22 protein-coding genes are annotated in these 25,772 nt (G+C 46.8%); all 22 read left to right on the top strand.

Annotated features, from left to right (window positions below):
- Positions 1 to 9: 9 nt before the first annotated feature.
- Complete coding sequence (locus tag MKZ07_RS20115; RefSeq protein WP_341027264.1) at positions 10 to 1,074, top strand: glycosyltransferase; 1,065 nt, start codon at positions 10 to 12, stop codon at positions 1,072 to 1,074.
- 28 nt (positions 1,075 to 1,102) lie between these two features.
- Positions 1,103 to 2,275, top strand: coding sequence for a glycosyltransferase family 4 protein (locus MKZ07_RS20110; protein ID WP_341027263.1), 1,173 nt, complete (start codon positions 1,103 to 1,105; stop codon positions 2,273 to 2,275).
- A gap of 121 nt (positions 2,276 to 2,396) precedes the next feature.
- The gene (locus tag MKZ07_RS20105) at positions 2,397 to 4,613 is read left to right on the top strand and encodes a hypothetical protein (protein WP_341027262.1); all 2,217 of its coding nucleotides are present in this window, start codon (positions 2,397 to 2,399) and stop codon (positions 4,611 to 4,613) included.
- A gap of 48 nt (positions 4,614 to 4,661) precedes the next feature.
- A complete protein-coding gene (locus MKZ07_RS20100; RefSeq protein WP_341027261.1) occupies positions 4,662 to 5,084 on the top strand; it encodes a GtrA family protein in 423 nt (140 codons plus the stop codon).
- Between the two features lie 3 nt (positions 5,085 to 5,087).
- On the top strand, positions 5,088 to 6,206 hold the full coding sequence (locus tag MKZ07_RS20095) for a glycosyltransferase family 4 protein (protein ID WP_341027259.1): 1,119 nt from the start codon (positions 5,088 to 5,090) through the stop codon (positions 6,204 to 6,206).
- A gap of 34 nt (positions 6,207 to 6,240) precedes the next feature.
- Positions 6,241 to 6,639 (top strand): divergent PAP2 family protein, encoded by a 399-nt coding sequence (locus MKZ07_RS20090; RefSeq protein ID WP_341027257.1) that lies wholly within the window; start codon positions 6,241 to 6,243, stop codon positions 6,637 to 6,639.
- Positions 6,640 to 6,653: 14 nt separating this feature from the next.
- On the top strand, positions 6,654 to 7,547 hold the full coding sequence (locus MKZ07_RS20085; RefSeq protein WP_341027256.1) for a decaprenyl-phosphate phosphoribosyltransferase: 894 nt from the start codon (positions 6,654 to 6,656) through the stop codon (positions 7,545 to 7,547).
- Between the two features lie 20 nt (positions 7,548 to 7,567).
- The gene (locus MKZ07_RS20080) at positions 7,568 to 8,311 is read left to right on the top strand and encodes a sugar phosphate nucleotidyltransferase (RefSeq protein ID WP_341027254.1); all 744 of its coding nucleotides are present in this window, start codon (positions 7,568 to 7,570) and stop codon (positions 8,309 to 8,311) included.
- Positions 8,312 to 8,331: 20 nt separating this feature from the next.
- Entirely contained in the window at positions 8,332 to 8,883 is a 552-nt protein-coding gene (rfbC, locus tag MKZ07_RS20075; RefSeq protein ID WP_341027253.1) for a dTDP-4-dehydrorhamnose 3,5-epimerase, read from the top strand.
- 93 nt (positions 8,884 to 8,976) lie between these two features.
- On the top strand, positions 8,977 to 9,999 hold the full coding sequence (gene rfbB, locus MKZ07_RS20070; protein ID WP_341027251.1) for a dTDP-glucose 4,6-dehydratase: 1,023 nt from the start codon (positions 8,977 to 8,979) through the stop codon (positions 9,997 to 9,999).
- An 8-nt stretch (positions 10,000 to 10,007) separates the two neighbouring features.
- On the top strand, positions 10,008 to 10,868 hold the full coding sequence (gene rfbD, locus MKZ07_RS20065; protein ID WP_341028053.1) for a dTDP-4-dehydrorhamnose reductase: 861 nt from the start codon (positions 10,008 to 10,010) through the stop codon (positions 10,866 to 10,868).
- A 148-nt stretch (positions 10,869 to 11,016) separates the two neighbouring features.
- Complete coding sequence (locus MKZ07_RS20060; protein WP_341027249.1) at positions 11,017 to 12,096, top strand: glycosyltransferase family 2 protein; 1,080 nt, start codon at positions 11,017 to 11,019, stop codon at positions 12,094 to 12,096.
- Between the two features lie 111 nt (positions 12,097 to 12,207).
- The gene (locus tag MKZ07_RS20055) at positions 12,208 to 13,161 is read left to right on the top strand and encodes a glycosyltransferase family 2 protein (protein ID WP_341027248.1); all 954 of its coding nucleotides are present in this window, start codon (positions 12,208 to 12,210) and stop codon (positions 13,159 to 13,161) included.
- Positions 13,158 to 14,558 carry an undecaprenyl-phosphate glucose phosphotransferase gene (locus MKZ07_RS20050; protein ID WP_341027246.1) on the top strand — a complete coding sequence of 467 codons (1,401 nt, stop codon included), beginning with the start codon at positions 13,158 to 13,160 and terminating at the stop codon, positions 14,556 to 14,558. The genes MKZ07_RS20055 and MKZ07_RS20050 overlap by 4 nt, the downstream gene beginning before the upstream one ends.
- A 120-nt stretch (positions 14,559 to 14,678) precedes the next feature.
- A complete protein-coding gene (locus MKZ07_RS20045) occupies positions 14,679 to 15,545 on the top strand; it encodes a phosphatidylinositol-specific phospholipase C/glycerophosphodiester phosphodiesterase family protein (RefSeq protein ID WP_341027243.1) in 867 nt (288 codons plus the stop codon).
- Positions 15,546 to 15,711: 166 nt separating this feature from the next.
- Entirely contained in the window at positions 15,712 to 16,419 is a 708-nt protein-coding gene (locus tag MKZ07_RS20040) for a heptaprenylglyceryl phosphate synthase (protein ID WP_341028052.1), read from the top strand.
- A gap of 49 nt (positions 16,420 to 16,468) precedes the next feature.
- Positions 16,469 to 18,838, top strand: a complete 2,370-nt coding sequence (gene pcrA, locus MKZ07_RS20035) for a DNA helicase PcrA (protein ID WP_076161178.1) — start codon at positions 16,469 to 16,471, stop codon at positions 18,836 to 18,838.
- A gap of 77 nt (positions 18,839 to 18,915) precedes the next feature.
- Positions 18,916 to 20,928 (top strand): NAD-dependent DNA ligase LigA, encoded by a 2,013-nt coding sequence (ligA, locus tag MKZ07_RS20030; protein ID WP_341027238.1) that lies wholly within the window; start codon positions 18,916 to 18,918, stop codon positions 20,926 to 20,928.
- 185 nt (positions 20,929 to 21,113) lie between these two features.
- Complete coding sequence (locus MKZ07_RS20025) at positions 21,114 to 22,835, top strand: alkaline phosphatase (protein WP_445670308.1); 1,722 nt, start codon at positions 21,114 to 21,116, stop codon at positions 22,833 to 22,835.
- Between the two features lie 12 nt (positions 22,836 to 22,847).
- Positions 22,848 to 23,573 carry an ABC transporter ATP-binding protein gene (locus MKZ07_RS20020; protein ID WP_036694772.1) on the top strand — a complete coding sequence of 242 codons (726 nt, stop codon included), beginning with the start codon at positions 22,848 to 22,850 and terminating at the stop codon, positions 23,571 to 23,573.
- Positions 23,570 to 24,814 carry an ABC transporter permease gene (locus MKZ07_RS20015; RefSeq protein WP_036694773.1) on the top strand — a complete coding sequence of 415 codons (1,245 nt, stop codon included), beginning with the start codon at positions 23,570 to 23,572 and terminating at the stop codon, positions 24,812 to 24,814. Before MKZ07_RS20020 ends, MKZ07_RS20015 begins: the two co-directional genes overlap by 4 nt.
- Before the next feature lie 13 nt (positions 24,815 to 24,827).
- The gene (locus MKZ07_RS20010) at positions 24,828 to 25,733 is read left to right on the top strand and encodes a hypothetical protein (RefSeq protein ID WP_051493428.1); all 906 of its coding nucleotides are present in this window, start codon (positions 24,828 to 24,830) and stop codon (positions 25,731 to 25,733) included.
- The last annotated feature ends 39 nt before the right edge of the window (positions 25,734 to 25,772 follow it).

Raw genomic sequence — 25,772 nt, 5'->3', positions numbered from 1 at the left:
TGAACTAATATGATCATAAATCAACTTCTTCCAGCGATGAGCTATGGGGACGCTGTGAGTAATTCTGCCTTAAACATGAAAAAAACGATGGAGAAGGCGGGTATTGAATCGAAGATTTACGCAGAACATATTCATCCTAAACTTTCTAATATTGTTCAACCTGCAAGTTCCATTCCAAAAGATAAGCCAGTTATTTATCATTTAGCTATTGGTTGCGATCTAGCATATGAGATTCCGAAATTTACTGATAAAAGAATGATTTTGTATCATAATATAACACCCAGTCATTATTTTAGAGGATACGATGATCAGTCGGGTGACCTCTGCGATAAAGGTAGAGACGAATTGTTATTTTTAAAAGATTATATTGATATCGCTTTTGCAGATTCTCAATATAACGAGTCTGAATTAATTGATATTGGCTATAAAAATACTCATGTAACCCCAATTATTATTAACTATGAAGATTATGAGGGTGCGTACAATAAGGAGTTATTTAAAAAATTACAAAACTCTAAAAGGGGAACAGACTTGGTTTTTGTAGGTAGACTTGCCCCTAACAAAAAGCAGGAGGATATTATTAAAACATTTTATTTTTACAAAAAATATTTTGATGCGAATGCCAGATTGTTTTTAGTCGGATCATACACTCGTATGGAGCGATATTATGAGCAATTGAAAGGTCTTGTAAAACAACTTGATTTGGACGATGTGTATATAACAGGTCACGTACCCTTTAATGATATTATTACCTACTACAAAAATGCTGATATGTTCCTAAATATGAGCGAACACGAGGGATTTTGTGTTCCTATACTGGAAGCAATGAAATTCAATATTCCTATTATTGCATATAAAGAGGCAGCGGTACCTGAAACTATGGGTAATGGCGGCTTATTATTTCTGGAGAAAGATTACAAGTCTGTGGCTTCATTAATCAAAGTTGTAGCAAATGATTTAAGTTTACAGGAAAAAATATTAAAAAACCAAAAAGAACGTTTGAATTATTTTTCGAAAATGAATACTAGTGATATCTTTCTAAAGCAGCTACAAAAAGAGTTTGCATTTGCATGAAACAAGTGATGGACTAATCGGAGGTAATATGAAAAAGAAAATTGCTTTTGTTGTGCAAAGATATGGTCTTGAGGTCAATGGGGGATCAGAGTTGAGTTGCAGGTTAATTGCCGAAAAGTTAAGTCAATATTATGAGGTTGAGATACTAACTACAAAGGCATTAGATTATGTAACTTGGGAAAATCATTATCCGGAAGATATTGAAATGGTAAATGGTATTACTGTCAGAAGATTCAAAACTAATTTTCCAAGAGAATCAAAAGTCTTTAATAAGATTAATGAACAAGTGTTCACTAATCCCCAAAAAAATATTTACGATGAGCTTGAGTGGATGAAAGCACAGGGACCAGCTTCTTTTGAATTAATAGAATATATACAGAATAATCAAAATCAATATCATAAAATTATTTTTTTTACTTATCTTTATTTCACAACTTTTTTTGGCCTTCCTCAGGCTGCAGAGAAAGCTATTCTTGTTCCTACAGCACATGATGAGCCTTATATCTATTTCTCTATGTTTAAGCCGTTGTTCCATCTTCCAAGATCCATTATTTTTTTGACAGAGGAAGAAAAAAAGTTTGTCCACAAAACTTTTAACAATCAATATATTAATAATGTTGTTGCGGGAGTTGGAGTTGATGTCCCCGATAAGGAAGTTGACGTTGGTGTGTTTAAGGAGAAGTTTAAGATTGATTATGATTACATCCTGTATGTTGGTAGAATTGATGAATCTAAAGGATGTAAAGAACTATTTGACTTTTATTTGAAATATAAAAAAACTAATACTCAAACCCCCAAGTTGTTATTAATAGGAAAATCGGTTATTGATATTCCTAACGACCCTGATATAATTCCATTAGGATTTGTAACAGATGAAGAAAAATTTGCAGCTATGAAAAATGCGAAAATACTAATGATGCCCTCTAGGTTTGAAAGCTTATCTATGGTGGTTCTAGAAAGTCTATACTATGAAACACCAGTAATAGTTAATGGGCATTGTGATGTTTTAGTAGGGCATTGTGATAGAGGAAATGCAGGATTATATTATACAGATTATCAAGAATTTGAGTATTGTCTTAATACTATGCTTAGAGATGATCATTTGATGTCATTAATGGGTAGAAGAGGGAAAGAGTATGTGCATAACCATTTTGATTGGGATGTAATCATTAATAAATTTATCGAATGCATTGAGCGTTAGTAGACTCTACAAATTGTATATATATTATTTATTCCCTATTCAAATATACCTATAAATAACTGGTATTAAGAATGAATATGGGGCTCGGAAATGAATTGGATTCAAAGGGGAGAATCGAGAAATGTTGCCTGTTGTTTTATCAATTTTCATAATTATTATATTTTGTATTTCTGGGTTAGCATTTTTCAAGGTAATTAGAATAGATACAAACTTAATGGTTAATATAGGTTTTTGCACTATTATCCCAGTAGCGGGTGCAGTGTTCTTAACTTGTACAGTACAAATATTATCCCTCCTCTTACCAGTCAGAGTTATTGCTCCAATTCTTTTTTTTATACTCATTTGCTCTATTTACTATATCAGGGATATTGGAGTTAAATGGATTACAACGATAGTGCAGAATAGATATTTAATTTTTGTAGTTTTAGGATCTATCATTCTTCTTCAATTTCCTATTATAGCAAAGGGTGAATTATTAAGTTTACAGAATTCTAATAATGATATAGCATTTTATTTGTCCAGTATGGATTGGCTGAAGTATCACAGCATTACTGACTCGGTGAACTTCTCCTCTGAATATCCGTTTTATTCTCTTGCTAAATATATGATTAGTAATACAAGATTTGGAACGGATCTCCTTGGTTCTTTTTTTATGGTTATCTTTCAAATTCTACCTCATGAAATATATTTTTTATACTCAAGTACTCTGGCTACTTTAACTATTTTCACAGCATATTTCTTCATGTCTTATTGTTTGAATATTTCAAAAAGAACTACGCTATACGCTTCCTTAATATTTGCAGCAGGAGGATTATGGGTATTTCTTATATACTCACAATATGCTCCGCAAATCTTTGGGATAAATTGTTTGATAGGATTTACAGGGATCTATCTTGTCTATAACAATGATAAGCAGCAAAAAGGATTTGGAATTTTATCAGGCATACTCTTAGTGGGCACCCTAACAATGTATGCAGAATATGCAATTTATTTGTTTTTTATCTTTATAATTATAACTTTAGGCAAATTTATTAATGCACAAGTCGGATATAAAGTTGATATGATTAAGTTGGCTTTAAAAGTAGGAGCTCTATCTTTTATATTAAATCCGGTTGGTATGTTTGTAGCTTTCAGATTTAATTTGAATATTTTGAAATCTATGATGCAAGACTCTGGAAGTATTGATGCTTATTTTGGAAGAATGAAGAATCTAAAACAAATCGTGAGTGATTTATATGGATTACCAGATTATGAAACAACTATAGCGAATATAAATCAATATGGTTCGTCGCTCCATTTTGTAGCATGGGGGTACAACCTTTTATTGGTTTTCATACCATTGTTATCTTGTATAGTAATAGCTATGGCTATGAACCGGAAACGGCATTGGTATAGATATATAATTTTGAGTATAATAGTTTTTTTTGTTTTGAATGAAACATATCTTAGACAAAGTACGAATGCTTACGCAGAGATGAAGCATATTACTACAATAGCGCCGTTTATCATTTTGTTCCTAGCATATTATGTGGATGGATGGGACTACAAGTTCAGAAGAGTAAGGGTCAAAAATATATTATTAACTACCGTTGTTTCATGTGTGCTTTTTTTGAATCTATTTAATGTTTATCAGAATTACACAAAAGCAGATGTATATTACTTTGATCATTCAGTCACTGAATTACAAGCTGCTGTACAATTGGTTCCATCGAATGAATCAATAGGAATTACCAATAGCAGCCCTGCTTTAAAACACAGCATTGTATACGCATTAAAAAATGTTCCTATAAAACACAATGCTATAGCCTTAAAAGACTATTCATACTTTCAATCTAACGTTCCGTATAAGTTTGAAGATACAAAGTATTCGATTATCTCAATGACCGATTATCAATCTTTTTTGTCTGAATCAGAAAAGGTCTTATGGCACAACGACAGGTTTGTGTTAACAAATGTACCGGTGGCAGCAATACGACCAGGACAAGGTTTTTATAGTGTGGAAAATGATGGTAATGGTTTTTTTAGATGGACTAGTTCGAAAGAGTCGGAACTATCACTTTTTAATGCAACTGAAAATGAGCAGGACTTAAGTATTACCTTGATCACTGAGAAGGGGATCTTTAATAGCCGGAATATTAAGATCTATGCTAAAGGAAAACTAGTAGGTCAAGGTAGATCTGGAACATCAATAGTAACAGATGCAATTAATTTATTACCTAATGAAAGTACAAATATTCTGGTTATTTCAGAGGGCGAAATGAACACTGTTGATACAGGGGACAATAGGACTTTTGGATTTATCCTGAGGCATATTAATGTTACTCAGAAGGTAAAATAATACCTTATTAGGTTGGTAACACTTAGCATTTAGGAGTGGTCGAATTTAATGGATAACAGATCGATTTATGGAGAGAAGCTTCAGGATGTACTAGAGTTTATTAAATATAGCTTTTGGGGTGCAGTCACAACAGCAATTAATCTCTTGATCTTTTTTTTACTTGAAAATTTAGGAATTCACTATATTATTGCAAATATTTTAAGTTATATCTGCGCAGTGCTTTTGAACTACATCCTTAATAAGAAATTTGTTTTCAATAATCAAACATTGAAAAATAAGGAAAGCAGTCAACTTTTGAAATTCTTTGCAGTTAGATTGAGCGCATTGCTTATAGACAATATTTTATTCTATCTATTAGTGTCCGGGTTACACTATAATGTGAATATATCAAGAATTGGTCTGAGTTTTCTAATCATTATAGCAACATATGGTGTTAATAAATTTTTTGTGTTTAATACAAAGAAGAGGTAGACAATGAAATTAAAAATTTTAATCGTGCTAAATTATTATTACCCATATATAAGTGGACTTTCCGAATGCGCTAAATCTTTAGCTGAGGAGTTGGCTAAGGATCATGACGTCACAGTACTTACAGCAAAGCACGAGAAGGATCTTGCTAATTCTGAAGTTATAAATGGCGTTAAAGTTGAACGAGCAGAATTACTATTTAAAATAAGTAAAGGTTATATTAGTCCGGATTTTTTTAGGAAGTTCTATAATCTTCAAAAAAAATCTGACATTGTGAATTTACATTTGCCTATGGCGGAAGCTTCAATTATTAGTCATCTCACAAGCAAACAAAAGTTGATTTTGACTTATCAATGTGATGTGAATTTACCCAAATCTCTGTTTAATTCTGTTATTGTTAATCTAATGGATAAATCGTCAAAGTCAAGTTTTAAAAGAGCGAGAAAGATTGTTGTTAGCTCATTTGATTATGCATGCAATTCAAGAGTGTTGCCAGGATTTGAAGATAAATGGGTTGAGATACATCCAACTTCATCATTTTATAAAGAGTTTGATACACCTCGCTTGGGAGCGACTGGGGATAAGAATATAATAGGCTTTTGTGGTAGGATTGTTGAAGAGAAGGGCATAGATGTTTTGCTTAGGGCAGCTCCTCAAGTGAAGAAGGTAATACCAAATGTCCAATTTCTAGTTGCTGGGGATTATAATAATATAGCTGGTGGTAGTATTTATGAAGAATTAAAGTCTGGAATTGGTTGGGATGAATCCTATGTTAAGTTTTTAGGAAAGCTATCCACTGAAGAACTTATTAATTTTTATTACTCCCTTGATTTGTTTGTGTTACCTAGCACCAACTCACTTGAAGCCTTTGGAATGGTGCAAGTCGAAGCAATGCTAGCTGGAGTGCCAGTTGTAGCTTCGGACCTTCCAGGAGTAAGGGAAATAACGAGAAGGACTAAAATGGGAGAAACCGCCACACCTCAAGATGTTGAGAAACTTGCTAATGCTATCATTCAGGTGCTCCAGAATAGAGATGCGTATATAAAAGACAAAAGTATTATTGATAATTTGTTTGGAGTAACCAGTGCAGCTTCTAAGTATAGCGACTGTTTTAAAGAGATTTGACTAATACTTAAAAGTGAATGGGAGAATCTTAAATATGTATTATTGCTTTGTTCCTTTTGTGGCTTGGCTTGTTGCAGGTTCATTAAAATATTTAATTAATAGATTTAGGTTTGGAAAAGCTGCTCATAGTTATATTGGAAATGGTGGATTTCCTAGTAACCATACTACAGTTATTACTACAATTACCTGGTTAATAGGTTTTAATGAAGGCTTTAACTCGCCAATTTTCGGACTAGGTATTGCTGTGATTATGATAGTTATTTTTGATGCGACTGGACTAAGAAGATATGTTGGGAATCATGCAAGAACAATAAATGCTTTAAACCAAGATTCCACAGAAAAGCACAGGGAGAGAATTGGACATACTAGGATTGAAGTATTAGGTGGATTATCATTAGGGATTTTATTAGGTTATTTAATTTATCTTCTATAGTGGGAGTGTATATTTTGAATCATATTGTTTTGAAAAAGGAACGGAATTTTGCAACTTTTGTTTTGAATATATTGCTCGAGATGCGAATTAAACAATGGACTAAAAATCTACTTGTATTTGCATCTGCTATTTTCTCTGGAGCGATACTAAATCCTACTACACTAATTGATGCTTTTATAGGTTTTCTTTCATTTTCGTTTATGGCAAGTACAATTTATATTATCAATGATCTTGTAGATGTAGAAAAGGATCGTCGTCATCCAGATAAAAGACGCAGGCCTATTGCTTCAGGAGCAATTAATATCCCATCAGCAATTGTGTTGGCAGTTTTTACGTTTATCATTGCGGCTGGGTTAGCGATTTATGTTAATAACTATGTCTTTTTAGCAGTGCTAGTTTATTTTGTTATGAACCTCTCCTATAGTCTTTATTTAAAACACGTAGTTTTAATTGATGTGATGATTATTGCTGCTGGTTTTGTTCTGAGAGCAGTAACAGGGGCACTTGCGGTAGATGGGATTCTTACATCTTGGTTTATCTTATGTACTTTAGGACTTTCATTGTTTTTAGCTTTAGGAAAAAGAAGACATGAATTATTGCTATTTAAAGATGACCCTACTAATCAACGGAAGGTTTTGAATTTTTATAGTGTGGAACTTCTAGATCAGCTTATGAATATAATAACTGCTGTCTTGATTATGTTCTATTCCATGTATGCTGCTTCAGAGGAACCAGCAATGATGTTTTCAATTCCTTTTGTACTCTATGGTATATTTCGTTACTACTATTTAATTCATATGAAGAATGCTGGTGGAAAGCCGGAAGAAATTTTGTTGAATGACAAACATATATTAGTGACTGTCGTCTTGTTTTCAGTCTGTGTGGTTGCGATCAAAAAATTCATGTGAAATTAGACGGGGTGAATCCTATGAAAGGCATAATCCTAGCCGGAGGCACAGGCTCCCGCCTGTATCCCTTAACCAAAGTAACCAATAAGCACCTGCTCCCTGTTGGTAAATATCCTATGATCTTTCACTCCATCTATAAGCTCAAGCAGGCTGGTATACATGACATCCTGCTTGTAACTGGTAAGGAGCACATGGGTGATGTGGTGAACTTGTTAGGAAGCGGTACTAGTATGAATGTCTCCTTTACTTACAAAGTCCAAGACGAAGCAGGCGGCATCGCACAGGCCCTTGGATTGGCGGAACAGTTCGTCGGGCAGGAGCAGTGCGTTGTTATTCTTGGTGATAATGTATTTGAAGAGGACATCACCCCATACATCCAGAATTTCCGTGAACAAGGCAATGGGGCGAAAATTCTTATTCAAAAGGTTACAGATCCTCAGCGTTTTGGTGTTCCTGAGCTTCAAGAGGATAAGATTCTTTCGATCGAAGAGAAGCCACAGACTCCAAAGAGCAGTTATGCAGTAACCGGCATATATATGTTTGATAGTCAGGTTTTTCAAATTATTAATACGCTGACTCCTTCCGGTCGCGGTGAACTTGAAATAACTGATGTAAATAATGCATACATTATGAAGAATCAGCTTACCTATGATGTTCTGAATGGCTGGTGGACTGACGCAGGTACACATGCATCACTGGCTAAAGCGAATGAGCTGGCACAGAACATGATTTTTGAGGAAGAGTTCGGTAAGTTGAAATTATAGATATGAGGAGGAGCCCCATTATGAATGTCACTCCTTTAAAACTTCAAGGCGCAAGCCTACTCGAACCGGTTGTCCATGACGACAACCGGGGTTTTTTTATGGAGAGCTATAACGAAGAAATCATGCAGAACGCGGGGGTGAACTATAAGTTCATCCAAGACAATCAATCTCTCTCGGCCGAGGTTGGTGTACTTCGTGGGCTGCATTACCAGTTAAACCCTAAGGCACAGACGAAGCTTATTCGTGTGCTAAGTGGTGCGATCTATGATGTCATCCTGGATGTACGCCGCAATTCTCCCACCTTCGGGCAATGGGTAGGGGTCATTCTTAGTGAATACAACAAGCGTCAGCTACTCGTACCTAGGGGCTTTGCCCACGGATTCTGCACGCTTGTTCCCAACACCCAAGTACTATATAAAGTGGACGAATATTATTCCCCTGAGCATGATCGTGGCATACTATGGAATGATCCGGCGCTGGGAATTGACTGGCCGACCACGAATCCGGTATTGTCTGATAAGGATCAACGTCATCCGCTTTTAAAAGATGCGAAGTTGAACTTTGAGCTGTAAACTTAGATTGGAATTATATGCAATATGCTTCCTGCCTCTTTTGCAGAGAGTGGGACTCAATCGTCATCACAACTAGCCAAAGGTGGTCAACAAATGAAACTCCTCATAACCGGCGGAGCCGGCTTTATCGGCAGCAACTTCGTAATCTACATGCTGCAGCAACACCCAGATTACCAGATCGTCAATGTGGATGCGTTGACGTATGCGGGGAATCTGGAAAACTTGAAATCTGTTCAGAATCATCCGAACTACACGTTTGTGAAGGCGGATATTACTGATGTAGCGGCGATGGATAAGCTGATCGGTGACGGTGTAGATGTGGTGGTTAACTTTGCTGCTGAGTCGCACGTGGACCGGAGTATTTTGGAGCCGGAAGTGTTTGTGAAGACGAATGTCTTAGGGACTCAGGTGCTGCTGGATGCGGCTAAGAAATATAGTGTGACTAAGTTCGTTCAAGTGTCCACGGATGAGGTGTATGGATCGCTTGGTGCTACAGGTCTGTTCACGGAAGAAACTCCGCTCACGCCGAACAGCCCGTATTCTGCAAGTAAAGCAGGCGGAGACTTGCTGGTGCGTGCTTATCACGAAACCTTTGGGTTGCCGGTGAACATTACCCGTTGCTCGAATAACTATGGTCCTTACCAGTTCCCAGAGAAGCTGATTCCGCTGATGATCTCGCGTGCGTTGGCAGACCAGGCTTTGCCTGTGTATGGAGACGGAATGAATATCCGAGACTGGCTGTATGTTGAAGATCACTGCAGCGCAATTGATCTGGTTATTCATGAAGGTGTGAATGGTGAAGTGTACAACATCGGTGGCAACAATGAGCGGACGAATGTGCATATCGTGAATACTGTGCTTCAAGAGCTCGGCAAGCCAGATTCGCTGATTTCGTACGTTCAAGATCGTCCCGGGCATGACCGCCGTTATGGCATTGATCCAACGAAGATTACGAATGAGCTGGGCTGGAAGCCTAAGCATACATTTGAAACCGGCATTAAGGAAACGATTCAGTGGTATCTGAATAACAAGGAATGGTGGACCCGCATTCAGTCTGGCGAATACCAGAAATATGCTGCTCTCCAGTACGGTACCCGTCTGGGGGATTCTCTGTAATGACGAAAATGAAGGTGTTTGTCACAGGCTCTGGCGGGCAACTGGGGCAGGATCTTATGCTTTTGCTTCAGGGGCAGGGGTATGAGGTGCTGGGCTGTGACCGTCAGGAGATGGATATTACCGATCTGGACCAGTGCCAAGAGACGATTGGTGCGTTCGCTCCCGACGCGGTCATTCATTGTGCGGCTCATACGGCTGTGGATGCAGCTGAGACTGATGTGGATGCAGCGTACCTTATTAATGCTACAGGAAGCCGGAATGTGGCGCTCGCTGCTGAGAAGGCTGGGGCTAAGCTGGTCTATATCAGCACGGATTATGTGTTCGATGGCATGGGAGAACAGCCTTACCATGAATATGATAATACCGATCCTAAGAGTATCTACGGGAAGTCCAAGCGTGCTGGAGAGGTATTAGTCCAGTCGTTATCTTCCAAGTATTTCATCGTACGCACCTCATGGGTCTACGGCAAATACGGCAATAATTTTGTGAAAACCATGCTGAAGCTGGGGCAGGAAAAGCCGCTGCTACAGGTTGTCGACGACCAAAAAGGCTCGCCTACCTACACTGTCGACTTGGCCAGATTCTTGCTGGAGCTGATCCAGACGGAAAAGTATGGAGTCTACCATGCCTCGAACAGTGATTCCTGCACATGGTACGAATTCACTCAGGCGATCTTCGCTGAAGCTGAAGAATTACTCGGTCTAAAGTTCACGGCGAAGCTTGAGCCTTGTGCTACGGAGCAATTTCCCCGTCCGGCGCCGCGTCCGCGCAACTCTGTGATGGAGCATCTGGCGATCCGTACCAACGGGTTCCAGGATATTCGGCCTTGGCGAGAAGGGCTGAGGGAATTTTTGCTGGAACTGAAGTAGTTACTGGATATGTTAAAGAACCCCTAATCCATCTTAATGGTTAGGGGTTTCTTGTATTGAACAACCTTCCATAGCCCGGCACCTCTCTTTTCGCTATAATGGGGAGTAACAGGTTCGAACAATGAATATATGGAACTCGAGGTACCCCATGAAACTTAAAACGGTCAGTGTGCATATTGTTACTTATAACAGCGCAGATGATATTGCGGAATGCTTGTCGGCTGTGCTCGGCCAGGATTATCCGGTCAAAAAGATTGTAGTGGTGGATAATGCGTCCACGGATGGATCGGCGGAGAAAGTGCGGGCGTTCTATCATGAGCGTAATAAGGGTGCAGCGCTGCACACCGCAAAGCCAGCACATTCTGTGGACGCAGCAACAATTACTGCAGCAATCAGCTCAGGGGATGCTATCAACTGTATTCCTAGTCCATCCCTTGTCCTCCTGGAAAATGAACATAACACCGGCTTTGCCCCCGCGCACAATCAGGCGATTGCCGGGACTACGACCGATTATGTGCTGGTGCTGAACCCGGACCTTACGTTGGCCCCGGACTATATCTCCAAGCTGGTCGCCCGGATGGAGGCCGACTCCCGGATCGGGAGTGCCACAGGCAAGCTGCTGCTGAAGGCGGATCATTCGCTGGTGGACAGTACCGGACTGCGGATGAATAAAGCGCGGCGGGCATTTGACCGTGGAGCGGGAGAGCCTGCTGACCAGTGGAATGAGTCTGGTGAAGTATTCGGTGTCTCCGGTGCAGCGGCGATGTACTCGCGGCGGATGATTGAGGATATCAGCGTGGAGGGGGAGTTTTTCGACGCTGATTTTTTTGCGTATAAGGAAGATGTGGATGTGGCTTGGCGTGCTGGGCTGTTCGGTTGGAAGGCCTACTATGATGCGGAAGCGATAGGCTATCATGAACGGGGCTGGAAGACGTCGGGCCGGAGCGGCAAGGCGATGTTCATTAAGCGGATCTCCTATATTAATCGGTATAAAATGATATACAAGAACGAGTCCTCCCGTACCCTGCTGATTACTCTGTTAAATTCTCTTCCTTATGAGATAGCCGCACACGGCTACTCTCTATTGAAGGAGCCTAATCTGCTGGGAGCCTGGAGATCCTTTTTCGCACAGAGAGCTGCTCTTAAGCGGAAGCGCCGGTATATTCAAGAGAAGGCCAAACGCCAAGGCAGAGAGCAGAACAAAGAGTACTCACGGGTAGATTCTTGAAACGGCTGAAAACCTTGTAAAAACCTCCCTGAATAGGCGCTGCCTATCAGCGGGGTTTTTGTGTTATAATAATTGTCGATAGATTACTATTTTTGTCAGGAGAGTATAGCAGTGAATGTAGATGTTAGTATATTGATTCTAAATTACAACACATGCCGCCTGACGATGGATTGTCTGAGGTCGGTATATGATTCAGAGACAAGCTATTCCTATGAAATTATTCTAATAGATAATAACTCCCAGGATGACTCGGTGGAGACGATAAGCAAGGAATTCCCGGAGGTGCTGTTAATCGCCAATTCGGAGAATGTAGGCTTTGCCAAGGGGAATAACCAGGGGATGGAAGTCGCCTCCGGGCGTTATGTGCTGCTGCTCAATTCAGATACCGTGATCCGTAAGGATACGCTGGAGACGATGCTGGCGTTCATGGACAGCCGCCCGGATCTTGGAGCGTCCGGGTGTAAGGTGATTTTGCCGGATGGGTCGCTCGATAAGGCTTGCCGGAGAGGGTTCCCGACCCCATCTGCGTCCTTCTATTATGCCTTTGGCTTCAGTAAGCTGTTCCCGGACCGTCCGAAGTTCAACGGCTATCAGCTCGGCTATCTGGACCCGGATGATGAATATCCGGTAGATTGTCTGGTTGGAGCGTTCATGCTGCTGCGCCGGGAGACGATTGAGCAGGTGGGCGGGCTGGATGAGACCTTTTTCATGTATGGAGAGGATCTGGATTGGTGTTACCGGATCAAGGAAGCGGGCTGGGGGATTTATTATTATCCGCAGACGTCCATCGTACATCTGAAGGGTGGCAGCGCGCGCCGCAGACCGTTCAAGATTGTGTATGAGTTTCACCGGGCGATGATTTTATTTCATAAGAAGCATTATAGCAGCCGTTACAATAGTATGATAAATGGAGCGGTCTATGCTGGCGTCGGCGTTAAGTTCACTCTGTCGCTGCTGCGCAACGCATTGATTGCCCCGCGTAAGGTACCTACTCCCGCACAGAGTCTGAATGTTCCCGGGGAAGCTGGTATCCGCAATGAATCGAAGGCTGAGGTGAGATTATGATTCGCCGGAATCAAAAATTTTTGACCCAACTCTATATGGTAGCTGACTTCCTCGTGATTCAGATGTCCTTCCTTGCAGCCTGGTGGCTGAAGTTCAAGAGCGGCTTGCTGGAATCCTACCGGACGCTGCCTATAGAATCCTATGCTTACTGGAGCATCATCTACGGGGCCATAGCCGTACTGATTGGTATTGTAGTGTCTCTATATTTGCCCAAGCGGAAGAAGCGGTTCATTGATGAGTTCCTTAAGATTTTTCAGGTGCATGCCATGGGGATCTTCATCTTACTGGGCCTAATGTTCTTCCTGAGGGAGATTGATGTCTCCCGGCAATATCTGGCGATCTACATGGGCTTCAATATTCTGTCCATTATGCTGTACCGGTATGTGCTGAAGAAGATGCTGAAGTCGCTGCGTGAAAAAGGCTTCAACCGCCAGTTCGTCCTGATTCTCGGAGCAGGCACATTGGGTAAAAGATTCTATAACAACCTGGAGCAGTATCCGGAGCTGGGTTATGAGGCGATCGGGTTCCTGGATGACTTCCATCAGTGGGATGGCATTGAGGAGCAGCGGTATAAGCCGATACTGGGTACAGTGGATCAGCTGGAGGCGATGCTGGAAATGCTTCCTGTCGATGAGGTTATTCTGGCGCTGCCGCTGGATGCCCACTCGAAATACCCTGCTATTATTGCTACTTGTGAGAAAGCCGGGATGCGGACGCTGATTATCCCCGACTTCTTCGACTATCTGCCAGCCCGTCCATATTTCGATAACTTTGCCGGGATGCCGATGATTAATGTGCGTGATGTTCCGCTGGATATGGCCGGGAACAAAATGGCGAAGCGTGCGTTTGATATTGTGTTCGCCTTGTTCGCCATTCTCATGCTGTCTCCTGTGATGCTGATTGTTGCGCTTGGAGTGCGTCTGACCTCTCCAGGACCGGTGATTTTCAAGCAGGAGCGGGTGGGGCTGAACCGCCGTAATTTCATGATGTACAAGTTCCGTTCCATGAAAATGCAGACGGACGGTGAAGTGGACACAGGCTGGAGCACGAAGGAAGATCCGCGCCGGACCCGCTTTGGCACGTTTATCCGCCGAACGAGTCTGGATGAGCTGCCGCAATTCTTCAATGTTCTGTTCGGGCAGATGAGTGTGGTCGGTCCGCGCCCGGAGCGCCCATTCTTTGTAGAGCAGTTCCGTGGCGAGATTCCGAAGTATATGGTTAAGCATCATGTGCGGCCCGGAATTACCGGCTGGGCTCAGAGTAACGGTCTGCGCGGGGATACCTCGATTGAGGACCGGATCAAACATGATATTTTCTATATTGAGAACTGGTCCCTGCTGTTCGACATCCGGATTATCGCCAAGACGATTCGTAATGGGTTTAAGAACGCTTATTAGTACAAGGTCTTATCTATATTATATTTTGCGCTAAAAAACGGTTGCTGCCCCTTGAGGATGACACAGCCGTTTTTGCTTTTTCCAGCCGACTCTCTACTACTTGCAAAGGAGACTGCCATCATGAAGAGAACAAAGCTTATGGCTTCTATGATTATCATCGGGGCTGTTGCACTTCTGCTTGTACTGACGCTTGGAGGAAAAGAAAAAGAGCCGGCTACCGGCTTCGCAGCCCACAGGGTTATTGCCCATGCCATGGGCGGAATCAATGACAAGGCGTATACCAATACCAAGGATGCTTTTATTGCAAACTATGAGCAGGGGACCCGGATCTTTGAGGCGGACCTGCTGCTGACTAGTGATGAACAGCTGGTGGCCCGCCATGAATGGACTACGGGGATGAGCAAGAAGCTGGGGCAAGAGGAGGTACTTCCTCCTGACAAGCAGGGGGAGGTGCTGACTCACGATGAAGTGATGAACAGCCCGGTGCTGGAGCTCTACTCTCCGCTGGATATTGAGAAAATCGTCAACCTGATGGAGCTCTACCCGGACACGTATATTGTAACGGACACGAAGGAGCTGGAACCGGAGCAGGTAACGAAGCAATTTGAGCTGATTGTGGAAGCCGCCCGGAAGAAGGACCCTGCGCTGCTGGAGCGGATCGTTCCGCAGATTTACAGCCGGGAGATGCTGGAGGTTGTGAAGCAGGTGTACGCTTTTCCTGAGATCATCTTTACCTTATACCAGACAGAGGACAGCGACGAGGTGATCATTGAATTCGTCAAGCAGACTGGCGTGGATATCACCATGCCAACAACCAGGGCTACCAAGAGCTTCGTACGTAACTTGAAAAAAGCAGGCGCCAGGGTCTATGTGCATACCGTAAACGATGAGCAGGAAATTGTGGAGCTCTCCCGGATAGGCGTCTACGGATTCTACACTGATTTTGTCCCGGAAAATGATTTGAACCGGATCAAGGGTCTCCGCTGATTGAGGAGAAGGCTAAGGCAAATATGCGAAAAAATGTTCGCATTTTGTTCTCTTTTAAATTGACACCCCCCTTCGTGCTGACTTAGACTAGAGATACGGATTTTGCGTGCGCAGGAGTGTGTATATTCACTTAGATGAACAATGAGGATGGACAAAGATGAATGAGATGCGGCAAATGATCAGGCCATGGCGGCATGTATTCAAGCTGGACCCGGACCGTGTGCTTGGTGACAAGGAGCTGGACGCTGTGTGCCAGTCGGGAACCGATGCGATTATAGTCGGCGGCTCTACCGGCGTGACTTATGAGAATACAGTGAGTCTGCTTGCGAGAATCCGGCAGTATGACCTGCCTTGCGCGCTGGAGATCTCGGATCTGGAGGCCGCTGTGCCCGGTTTTGACCTGTATATGATTCCCATGGTGCTCAACACGGACGATACTTCATGGATTCTTGGCCATCACCGCCGGGCGATTGAACGCTTCGGCAGTCTGATCCCATGGGAATTGCTGCTGACAGAGGGCTATATTGTGCTGAATAGCGATTCCTCGGTAGCACGCCTGACCGGTGCGGACTGCTCGCTGGATGCGGCTGGTGCGGGAGCCTATGCGCAGATTGCAGACAAGCTGATGAACCTCCCGGTGGTCTATCTTGAATATAGCGGATGCTATGGAGATCTGGAGATTGTGCGCGAGGTCAGGGAAGTGGTTGAGCACAGCCAGCTTTTCTATGGCGGCGGAGTTACAGGTGCAGAGGAAGCCAAGCATGTAGCCGCGCTATGTGATACAGTAGTGGTCGGCAATATTATTTATAGTAATGTGGAACAAGCGCTGTTGACGGTTCAGGCTGTACGGGATACCCCGCAGATGGACTGGTAGAGTTTATAGATCATGATATAGCTTTTATTCAGAAAGGAGCATGTAACACATGCAACTTGTTAACATACAAGACGCCGTAAGCCGTCTGAATCCCCCGCAGCGTCAGGCTGTAGAAGCAACTGAAGGCCCCCTGCTCATCATGGCTGGCGCAGGCAGCGGTAAGACCCGCGTGCTGACCCACCGGATTGCCTGGCTGATCGCGAACCGCAAGGCACCGCCTTGGGCGATTCTGGCGATTACGTTTACGAATAAAGCCGCCCGGGAGATGCAGGACCGTGTCTCCAAGCTGGTAGGGCCGGAGGGCCGGGATATTTGGGTATCCACTTTTCACTCCATGTGTGTGCGGATTCTGCGGAAGGATATTGATCAGATCGGCTTCACCTCGAATTTCTCCATTCTGGATTCGACAGACCAGCTATCTGTTATCCGTAATTGTATGAAGGATCTGGATATCGATACCAAAAAGTTCGAGCCGAAGGCCATCCAGGCTGTTATTAGCACGAACAAGAATGAGTTGATCACACCGGCGCAGTATGAGCAGAAGGTCGGCGATTATTTTGAAGGCTTGGTTGCTAAAGTGTACACCAAATACCAGCACCGGCTGAGAAGCAACAACTCTCTGGATTTCGATGACCTGATTATGAAGACGATCGAGCTGTTCAAGGAGAAGCCGGATGTACTGGATTTCTATCAGAAGAAGTTCAAGTATATTCATGTCGATGAGTATCAGGATACGAACCGGGCGCAGTACATGCTCTGCCGGATGCTGGCTGAAGGCCATCACCGGATCTGCGTGGTAGGGGACAGTGACCAGTCCATCTACCGCTGGCGCGGGGCGGATATCTCGAACATTCTGAACTTCGAAGAGGATTACCCCGAAGCCCAGACGATTCTGCTGGAGCAGAATTACCGTTCCACCTCAAATATTCTGAATGCCGCCAACGGCGTGATTGCCCTCAATACGGGCCGCAAGCCCAAGAAGCTGTGGACCGACTCCGATGAAGGCGCGAAGATCAAGGTGTTCCGCGGTGACACTGAGCATGACGAAGGATATTTCGTCACCGGGGAGATCAGCAAGAATGTGAAGCAGGGACAGGCTTACCAGAATCATGCGATTCTGTACCGTACGAACGCCCAGTCCCGTGTAATAGAAGAAATTCTGATCAAGTCGGATATTCCCTACCAGATTGTCGGGGGGATCAAGTTCTACGACCGTAAAGAAATTAAGGATCTGCTGGCGTACCTGCGGCTGTTATCCAATCCTGATGATGATATCAGCTTGACGCGGATTATCAATGTTCCGAAGCGCGGGCTGGGGGATACAACCGTTGGCAAGCTTGCGGCAGCGGCTGCTGCCCAGGGCGTGTCGATTTTCCGGGCGCTGCAGACGGTGGATGATCTCGGATTCGCCGGACGGACCCGCAACACGCTGGTGGAATTCTACGATATGATCGAAGCGTTGCACCGGATGGTGGAATTCCTCTCGGTGACAGAGCTGACTGAGAAGATTCTCGAGCTGTCGCAGTACCGCCTTGAATTGCAGAATGAGAATACGCTGGAGTCCCGTTCACGCCTGGAGAACATTGACGAGTTCCTGTCTGTTACGATGGAGTTCGAGAAGAACAATGAAGACAAGTCGCTGGTCTCCTTCCTGACCGATCTGGCACTGATCGCGGATATCGACAGTGTGAACGATGAAGAGGAACGCAGCGATGCGGTGGTGCTGATGACGATGCACAGCGCGAAGGGGCTGGAGTTCCCGACCGTCTTCATCATCGGGATGGAGGAAGGGGTGTTCCCGCACAGCCGTGCCTTCCAGGACAATGATGAACTGGAAGAAGAACGCCGGCTGGCGTATGTGGGCATAACCCGTGCGGAGAAGCAGCTGTTCCTCAGCTGCGCACGGATGCGCACGTTGTTCGGGCGGACGAACGCGAATGCGCCGTCCCGCTTTCTGGAGGAGATTCCGGAGGAGCTGAAGGAAGATACCGTCCGTGAATCGGACCGCTTCCGGCGCGGAGGCGCGGAGGCAGGCGGTGCCTATGGCGGCCGGGGCTTCAGCGGAAGCGGAGGCAGCCGGGGGAACTTCGGCAGCCGCAGCGCTGCTGCCGGGAACGCGCCGGGAGGCGGCGGGTCCGCCAGCTTCGGCAGCGGCAGTTCGGCAAGCGCGGTGCCTGGCGCGGGCCGTGTTGTGGTAACGACCGGAGGCGCGCAGCGCACGACGGGCGGAGCCGGGGCGGCTGCGGAGGCCGGAGGCTTCAAGGCAGGCGACAAGGTCTCCCACGGCAAATGGGGCATCGGCACCATTGTAGCCGTGAAGGGCAGCGGCAACGATACGGAGCTGCAGATTGCCTTCCCGGCGCCGGTAGGCGTCAAGCGGCTGCTGGCCGGCTTTGCGCCGATCACCAAAGTTGAATAAATCAAGCTTGCGATTAACGGCAATGCTTTTGGATCACGCTAACCGTAGGAAACCCATTTGACGGAGGGATGTGCCGGATGGATATTATGTTCACGATGGAAGAACTTGTCGCCGAGCTGAATCAGTACAATTATCACTACTATACGCTGGATGCCCCGCAGATCAGCGACAAGGAATATGATGTGCTCTACGATAAGCTGGTAGCATTGGAAGCGGAGAGCGGAATGGTATTGCCGCATTCTCCGACCCAGCGGGTAGGCGGGGAGCTGCTCAAGGGCTTCACACCGCACCGCCATCTGGCACCGCTGTGGAGTCTGGATAAGGCGCAGAACATTGAACAGCTTCGTACCTGGAACACCCGTGTGCTGAAGCTGGTGAATGATTATAATACCAAGAACCCGGACAATCCGCTGCCGGATCCGTGTTATGCCGTGGAGCTGAAGTTCGACGGCTTGACACTGAACCTGACCTATCGTGATGGGGCACTTGTACAAGCAGCTACCCGCGGCAACGGGGTGACAGGTGAGGGGATTCTGGCTCAGGTGAAGACGATCAAGTCCGTTCCGCTGAATATCCCGTTCAAGGAAGGCGTTATTGAAGTGCAGGGCGAGGGGATTATGAACCTGTCTGTACTGGCGGATTATAATACCCGCGCAGCAGAGCCGCTGAAGAATGCACGCAATGGTGCGGCGGGCGCGCTGCGCAACCTGAATCCCAAGATGACTGCCGACCGCAGGCTGAATGCTTTCTTTTATAATGTGGGGTATGCAGAGGGCGTGAAGTTCGGCGATCATCAGGAGATGATGGATTTCCTGCGCAGCAACCGGTTCAAGGTTAACCCTTACCTCAACTACTTCAGCAATTTCGATGATGTGACTGAGCAGCTGGCAGAGATTGAAGAGAGCCGTTCCGGTCTGGATTATCTGATTGACGGAGCAGTGATTAAGGTCACGGACTTCCGCATCCGTGAGGCGCTGGGGTATACCGACAAGTTCCCGCGCTGGGCCGTTGCCTATAAATTTGAGGCGGAAGAGACCACAACTATTCTTGAATCTGTAAGCTGGAATGTCGGACGTACCGGCAAAGTGACTCCGCTCGCGCGGGTGGAAGCTGTAGAACTAGCCGGGGTTACGGTACAGAACTGCACCCTTAACAATGTGGGCGATATTGAGCGCAAGAATCTGAAGTTCGCACTGGGCACACGGGTGTTCATCCGCCGCTCCAATGATGTGATCCCGGAGATTCTGGGCAAGGTGACAGAAGAGAGTGACGGCGGGGAGATCCTGTTCCCTGAGGAGTGTCCGGCCTGCGGGTTCCCGCTGGAGATGCGCGGCGCTCATCTGTTCTGCAACAACAAGCTGGACTGCAAGCCGCAGATTGTCAGCCGGATTACCCATTTTGCGTCCAGAGATGCCATGGATATTGAGACGTTCAGTGAGAAGACTGCGGCTCAGCTGTATGAGGAGCTTAGTGTTCGGGAGCCTGCGGATCTGTATGAGCTAACCTTCGACCAGCTGGTGAAGCTGGAGCGGTTCGGAGAGAAGAAGGCGGCGAATCTGCTGAAGGCACTCGAAGACAGCAAAGGCAGAGATCTGGCATCCTTCCTCTATGCACTCGGCATTCCTAATACCGGCAAAGCCACGACAAGAATGCTGGCCGACCATTACCGCAGCCTGGAAGCCGTCATGTCTGCTACAGCGGAGGAGCTGGCCGGGCTGCCGGATATCGGTGGGATTGTGGCAGAGAGCATCGTGAACTATTTTGCCGATCCGTTCGTAGTGGTCAGTATTGACCGTATGCGGGCGCTGGGGGTAGAGGCCAAGGGTGCTGAAGCTCCGCGTGTAGTTGCTACCAACTCCTACTTCAGCGGTTTAACCGTTGTACTCACAGGTACGCTGCACAAAATGACCCGCGAAGAAGCGGCCGAACGCCTGGAAGCTCTGGGAGCCAAGGTATCCGGCAGCGTCTCCAAGAAGACTGACCTGGTCATCGCCGGGGAGAAGGCGGGCAGCAAGCTGGCCAAGGCTCAGCAGCTGGGGGTCAAGGTTATCGAAGACGAAGACGAGCTGATCCGCTTGCTGGAGTTGTAAGGCGAGAACGGATAGAGGTATACAGAGTCCTGTAATTCTTTTGCCTGACGGCGGAGAGGTACAGGGCTTTTTGTATATGTGAACACTTGATAATTTAATACAACTCCATACTTATTTTGACAGTTAGTTAATCTTTCCAAGGTAAGCTTGGGATTAGAACCGTCACAATGAGGAAGGGGTATATGATGAACAAGTTAATGAGGGGCATGATTGTTGGAGGATTGGCGGCAGCTGTAGTATCAGGAGCAACCCTTGCAGGTGCGGCCAAGAGCCCGGCGAATTCCGGGGGCGCTGCCAAGGCCCAGTCTAAGAATCTTATTGTTCTGATCGGCGACGGCATGGGCCCGGCCCAAGTGTCTGCGGCAAGATATTTTCAGCAATATACCAAGGGAGTCAAGCACCTGAACCTCGATCCATACTACGTGGGACAAGCTACTACATATGCAGACCGGGGAGAGGACAGCGGTAAAATCGTATCCGGGATCGTCACAGACTCCGCCTCTGCCGGTACTGCATTTGCTACAGGTCATAAAACCTATAACGCAGGCATCAGCGTCTCTAATGAGGATGTCTCGAGGCCCTTTGCTTCCATTATTGAAGCTGCCGAGAGCGCAGGCAAGGCCACAGGCCTTGTGACCACTGCCCGTATCACCCATGCCACACCAGCCGTGTATGCTTCCCATGTCCGTAACCGTGACAACGAATCGGCGATTGCCTCGCAGTATCTGGAGAGCGGAGTGGATGTGCTGATGGGCGGCGGGAAGCAGTTCTTCCTGACCAAGGAGGAGAAGGGCAAGCGTACAGATAAGAACCTGCTGCCTGACTTCAAAGCGAAAGGGTACACGGTAGTTGAGAATACCACCGCCTTAAATGCACTTACTTCCAAGAATACCAAGGTGTTAGGTTTGTTCGGTAACTCCCATGTGGCTTATACTCCAGACCGCACTCCTGAAATTCCGAGCCTGGCGGCGATGACCTCCAAGGCACTGAATATTCTGTCCGCCGATAAAGACGGCTTCGTTATGATGATTGAAGGCGGGCGTATCGACCATGCCGGTCATGCCAACGATCTGCCGACTATGGTGCAGGAAGCACTTGACTTCGACGCAGCCTTCAAGGCAGCTGTTGATTTTGCGAAGAAAAATGGCAACACCTCCGTAGTGGTTACGGCTGACCATGAGACAGGCGGCCTCTCACTCTCGCGTGACAATATCTATGAGATTAACATCGATCTGTGGAACAAGCAGAAGCACTCCTCCGAGAGTCTGGCAGCCGATCTTGAAGCAGCACAGACACCGGAAGAGATTCGCAAGATCGTAACCGCAAACACCTGGATTACAGATCTGACGGATGAGGAAGTTACCCAGATTATGAATGGCGACGGTTCTTCGTACAAACGGGAAGGCGCATATAATGCAGTAATTTCCAAGCGTCTGCTGGTCGGCTGGTCGGGTCATGGTCACTCTGCGGTGGATGTTGGGGTGTGGGCGTATGGCCCGATTGCTGACAAGGTGAAGGGACAGATTGACAATACGCAGATCGCAACGGCAGGAGCAGACATACTGGGAATTGATCTGAACAAACGTTCCGCAGAGCTGCAAGCGAAATATGTCTATCCGAAATTCAAAATCAGCCGCGACAATGAGGTGCTCTACCCGGCACAGGCACTGGTGAAGGCGCTTGGAGGAACCTATACAGGGAACACCTCTGCTGCCAAGCTGGCTTTTGGAAAGAATACGATCGACGTCGATCTGACAGGTAAAACAGCGAAGCTGAACAGCAAAGCGGCCGCATATACGGTGGATGTGGATAACAATGTACTCTACCTTCCGCTTAGTGCATTCAACCAGTTGAAGGGCACGACCCTAACCTGGGATGCCTTGTCCGAACGCATTGTACTCAGATAGGAGTGGCTCTTATTGCTCCAGATTCAGAATGTAACCAAACAATTCAAAGTGGACGGCAGAGCTGTGCCGATTCTTGATATCCCGCTTTGGAACGTTGAACAAGGAGAGTGCGTAGCCATTACCGGACCCAGCGGGTCCGGTAAAAGCACGCTTTTGCACTTGATCAGCGGCATCATGAGTACAGACAGCGGCAGAATTACCGTAAATGGACAGCCGCTTCACGAGTTAACTGAGGCGAAGCGCGATGCCTTCCGTGCTTCTGCTATCGGCTATGTGCTGCAGGACTTCCATCTGATTCCCTCGCTGACCGCGCGGCAGAATGTCGAGATTGCCATGACGGCCCGGCTTCCGCAAAAGGAGCGACGGCGTATAGTGGACGGCTGGCTGGAACAGGTGGGCCTGGGGGGCCGCGGAAGGCATCTGCCTTCCCAGCTCTCACGCGGGCAGCAGCAGCGTGTTGCCATTGTAAGAGCCATGGTCAATCACCCGCCGCTTCTGCTGGCAGATGAACCGACAGGCAGCTTGGACTGGGAGACTGCCGATGAGATATCCTCTTTGCTCTTGGAGCTTAGTGCAGCGCATGGACACACCTTAATCGTGGTAACACATGACCTCAATATGGCTGAACGGTTTCCGCGCCGCTTGAACATTCAGGATATCAATGAAGTACGCCGGGAGGTATTAGCCCGGCAGCGGTCCTCGTTCAGCGGGATAGACAAGGAGGGGGTTTCACTATGAGCCTCTTCCAGCTCACCCTCCGCAATGTGTTGCACCGGCGGTTCCTGTCTCTGCTTACCGTGTGTGCTGTGGCGATTACAGTTGCCTTTATTGTCTTACTTGTTCTATCCCGGCAGAGTGTTGAGCAGGGGGCCAAGAAAGGCTATGGCCCTTTTGATCTTGTCATAGGGGCAGCGGGCAGTGAGACACAACTGGTGCTCAATACCTTTTATCATATTGGCGCACCAACCGGGAATATCCCGCTCACTGTACTGGATGAGGCACGGAGTGACCCGTCCGTGGAAGCTGCCTTTGCGATGACTACGGGCGACAACTACAAAGGCTATCCAATTGTTGGGATAGATTCCGGGTACTTCTTCAACCGTTACGGCGGCAGCAGGCTGCAGGAAGGCAAGATGTATGCCGATACTGGAGATACGATTGTAGGCTCTTACGTCGCCCGGTCGCTGGGACTGAAGATAGGCGATACCTTTGCGGGGGCGCATGGACTTGTGCAGGGAGAAGACCACGAATCCTCAGCTCCTGAGCATGAGGAGGGTCATGAGGAGGAGCATGCAGCGGGAGAATCAGGCGGGCATGCCCATGAGGATTTTCGGTATAGGGTAGCGGGGATTCTTCCAGAACTCCATACTCCGGATGACCGTGCGGTCTTTACAACGGTGGACTATGCCTGGGCTGTACATGGCCTGGCGCCTGAGGAGCGGGAGATTACGGCAGTGCTGGTTAAGCCGGCTAGTCTGCTGGGGGCCCATGATTTGAAGCAGGCGTTCGATGGCAGCGGCGGTGTTCAGGCGGTGTATACCAGCAAGGCTGTGTCCGATGTGTTGAATGCAGTGGATCAGGGCTCCCGGCTGCTGGGGATGCTGACGGCTATATGTGTGCTGCTCGCAGGTATTGCGATTCTATTATCTCTTGTTGCAGCAGCCTCAGAGCGGACCAAGGATGTCGGAATACTGCGTCTTCTCGGAAAATCACGGGCCTACGTATGGCTCTCCCTGACCACAGAAGGCCTGCTCGTAACGGCAACCGGACTTATCGCGGGGCTTGTGACCGGTCATCTCGGAGCTTATCTGCTGAGGGACATGCTGTTCTCGCAGGCGGGCATTCAAATCGAGCCCTACCACTGGACACCGGAGCATTGGCTTATTGTGCTTGGGGCGCTGGCTATAGGTCTGCTGTCCTCGCTTGGACCAGCCTTCCGGATGTACCGGATGCACCCGCTCGCCTTGTTCAAATCATAGGAGGTACGTTCAATTGATACGACTACAAGGAAGACTGATTCTGCTGTCGGGAGCTGTGATAGGTCTGCTGCTGCTTCAGGCATGTGGCCAGAATACTGCTACCGAAGGCAACGGGGAATCCTTTGCAGCGGTGGCGGAAGCCTCGCAGAGCACTGCGGAAGTCACGGTGGAAGCTGAGTCGTCAGCATCCCCTTCCCCGCAGGCCATTGCTCCAGTTACCAAGGGCGGAGCTGCTGCGTCTGCTGTTCCATCCAAAGGTACGGATGCCGGATCCAAGGTGACGGTTACGTTCAAGCCGTCTCCATCGCCTGCTGCTGCACCTGTTGAGACGGCTTCCCGGAAGACCCCTGGGAAGACCGTAACTACTACTCCGAGTCCGGCAGCCTCATCTTCTGTACAAAGCCCCCGCCCAGCAGCAGCGTCTAAGGGTACCGAGGGAAGCGGCACTGGAGCAGAATCCGTCAAGGCGAAATCTGCTCCGGTATTGAGCGTGCCACCGTCACTGTCTCCGTCTGCGGCACCAGCGGCAACGGCTACAGTGGTTGCTGCCTACACAGGGAATACAGCCATAGACTGGAACGGTTTTTTTGATGGAGACGATCAGACCCGGCCCTCAGAGCACTTCTGGGATCTTAGCGGTCAGCAGGTCACTATTAAGGGATTCATGGGCGAGGTCCTTTCTTTTGAGAAAAACTGGTTCCTGCTTATTCCCGAACCGGGTGCAGAGTGTCCGTTCGATAATGGGGATGAGACCTACTGGAACAAGATTATGATTGTGTTTGTTCCTGAAGGCAGTAAGCTCCGCCACACCTCAGGTCCGCTGGAAATATCGGGTCGCCTGGACGTTGGAATCAAGATTGACGAGTCCGGCTACAAAACCATGTTCCGCCTGTACGATGCTTCCTTCAAAAGCCTGTGATCCATTAAGCAAGAACAAAAAACCTCCAAATTCCCTAAT

It is taken from the genome of Paenibacillus sp. FSL P4-0338 (assembly GCF_038002365.1).
GTDB lineage: Bacteria > Bacillota > Bacilli > Paenibacillales > Paenibacillaceae > Paenibacillus_AQ.
This window is presented reverse-complemented; position numbering and strand designations above follow the sequence as displayed.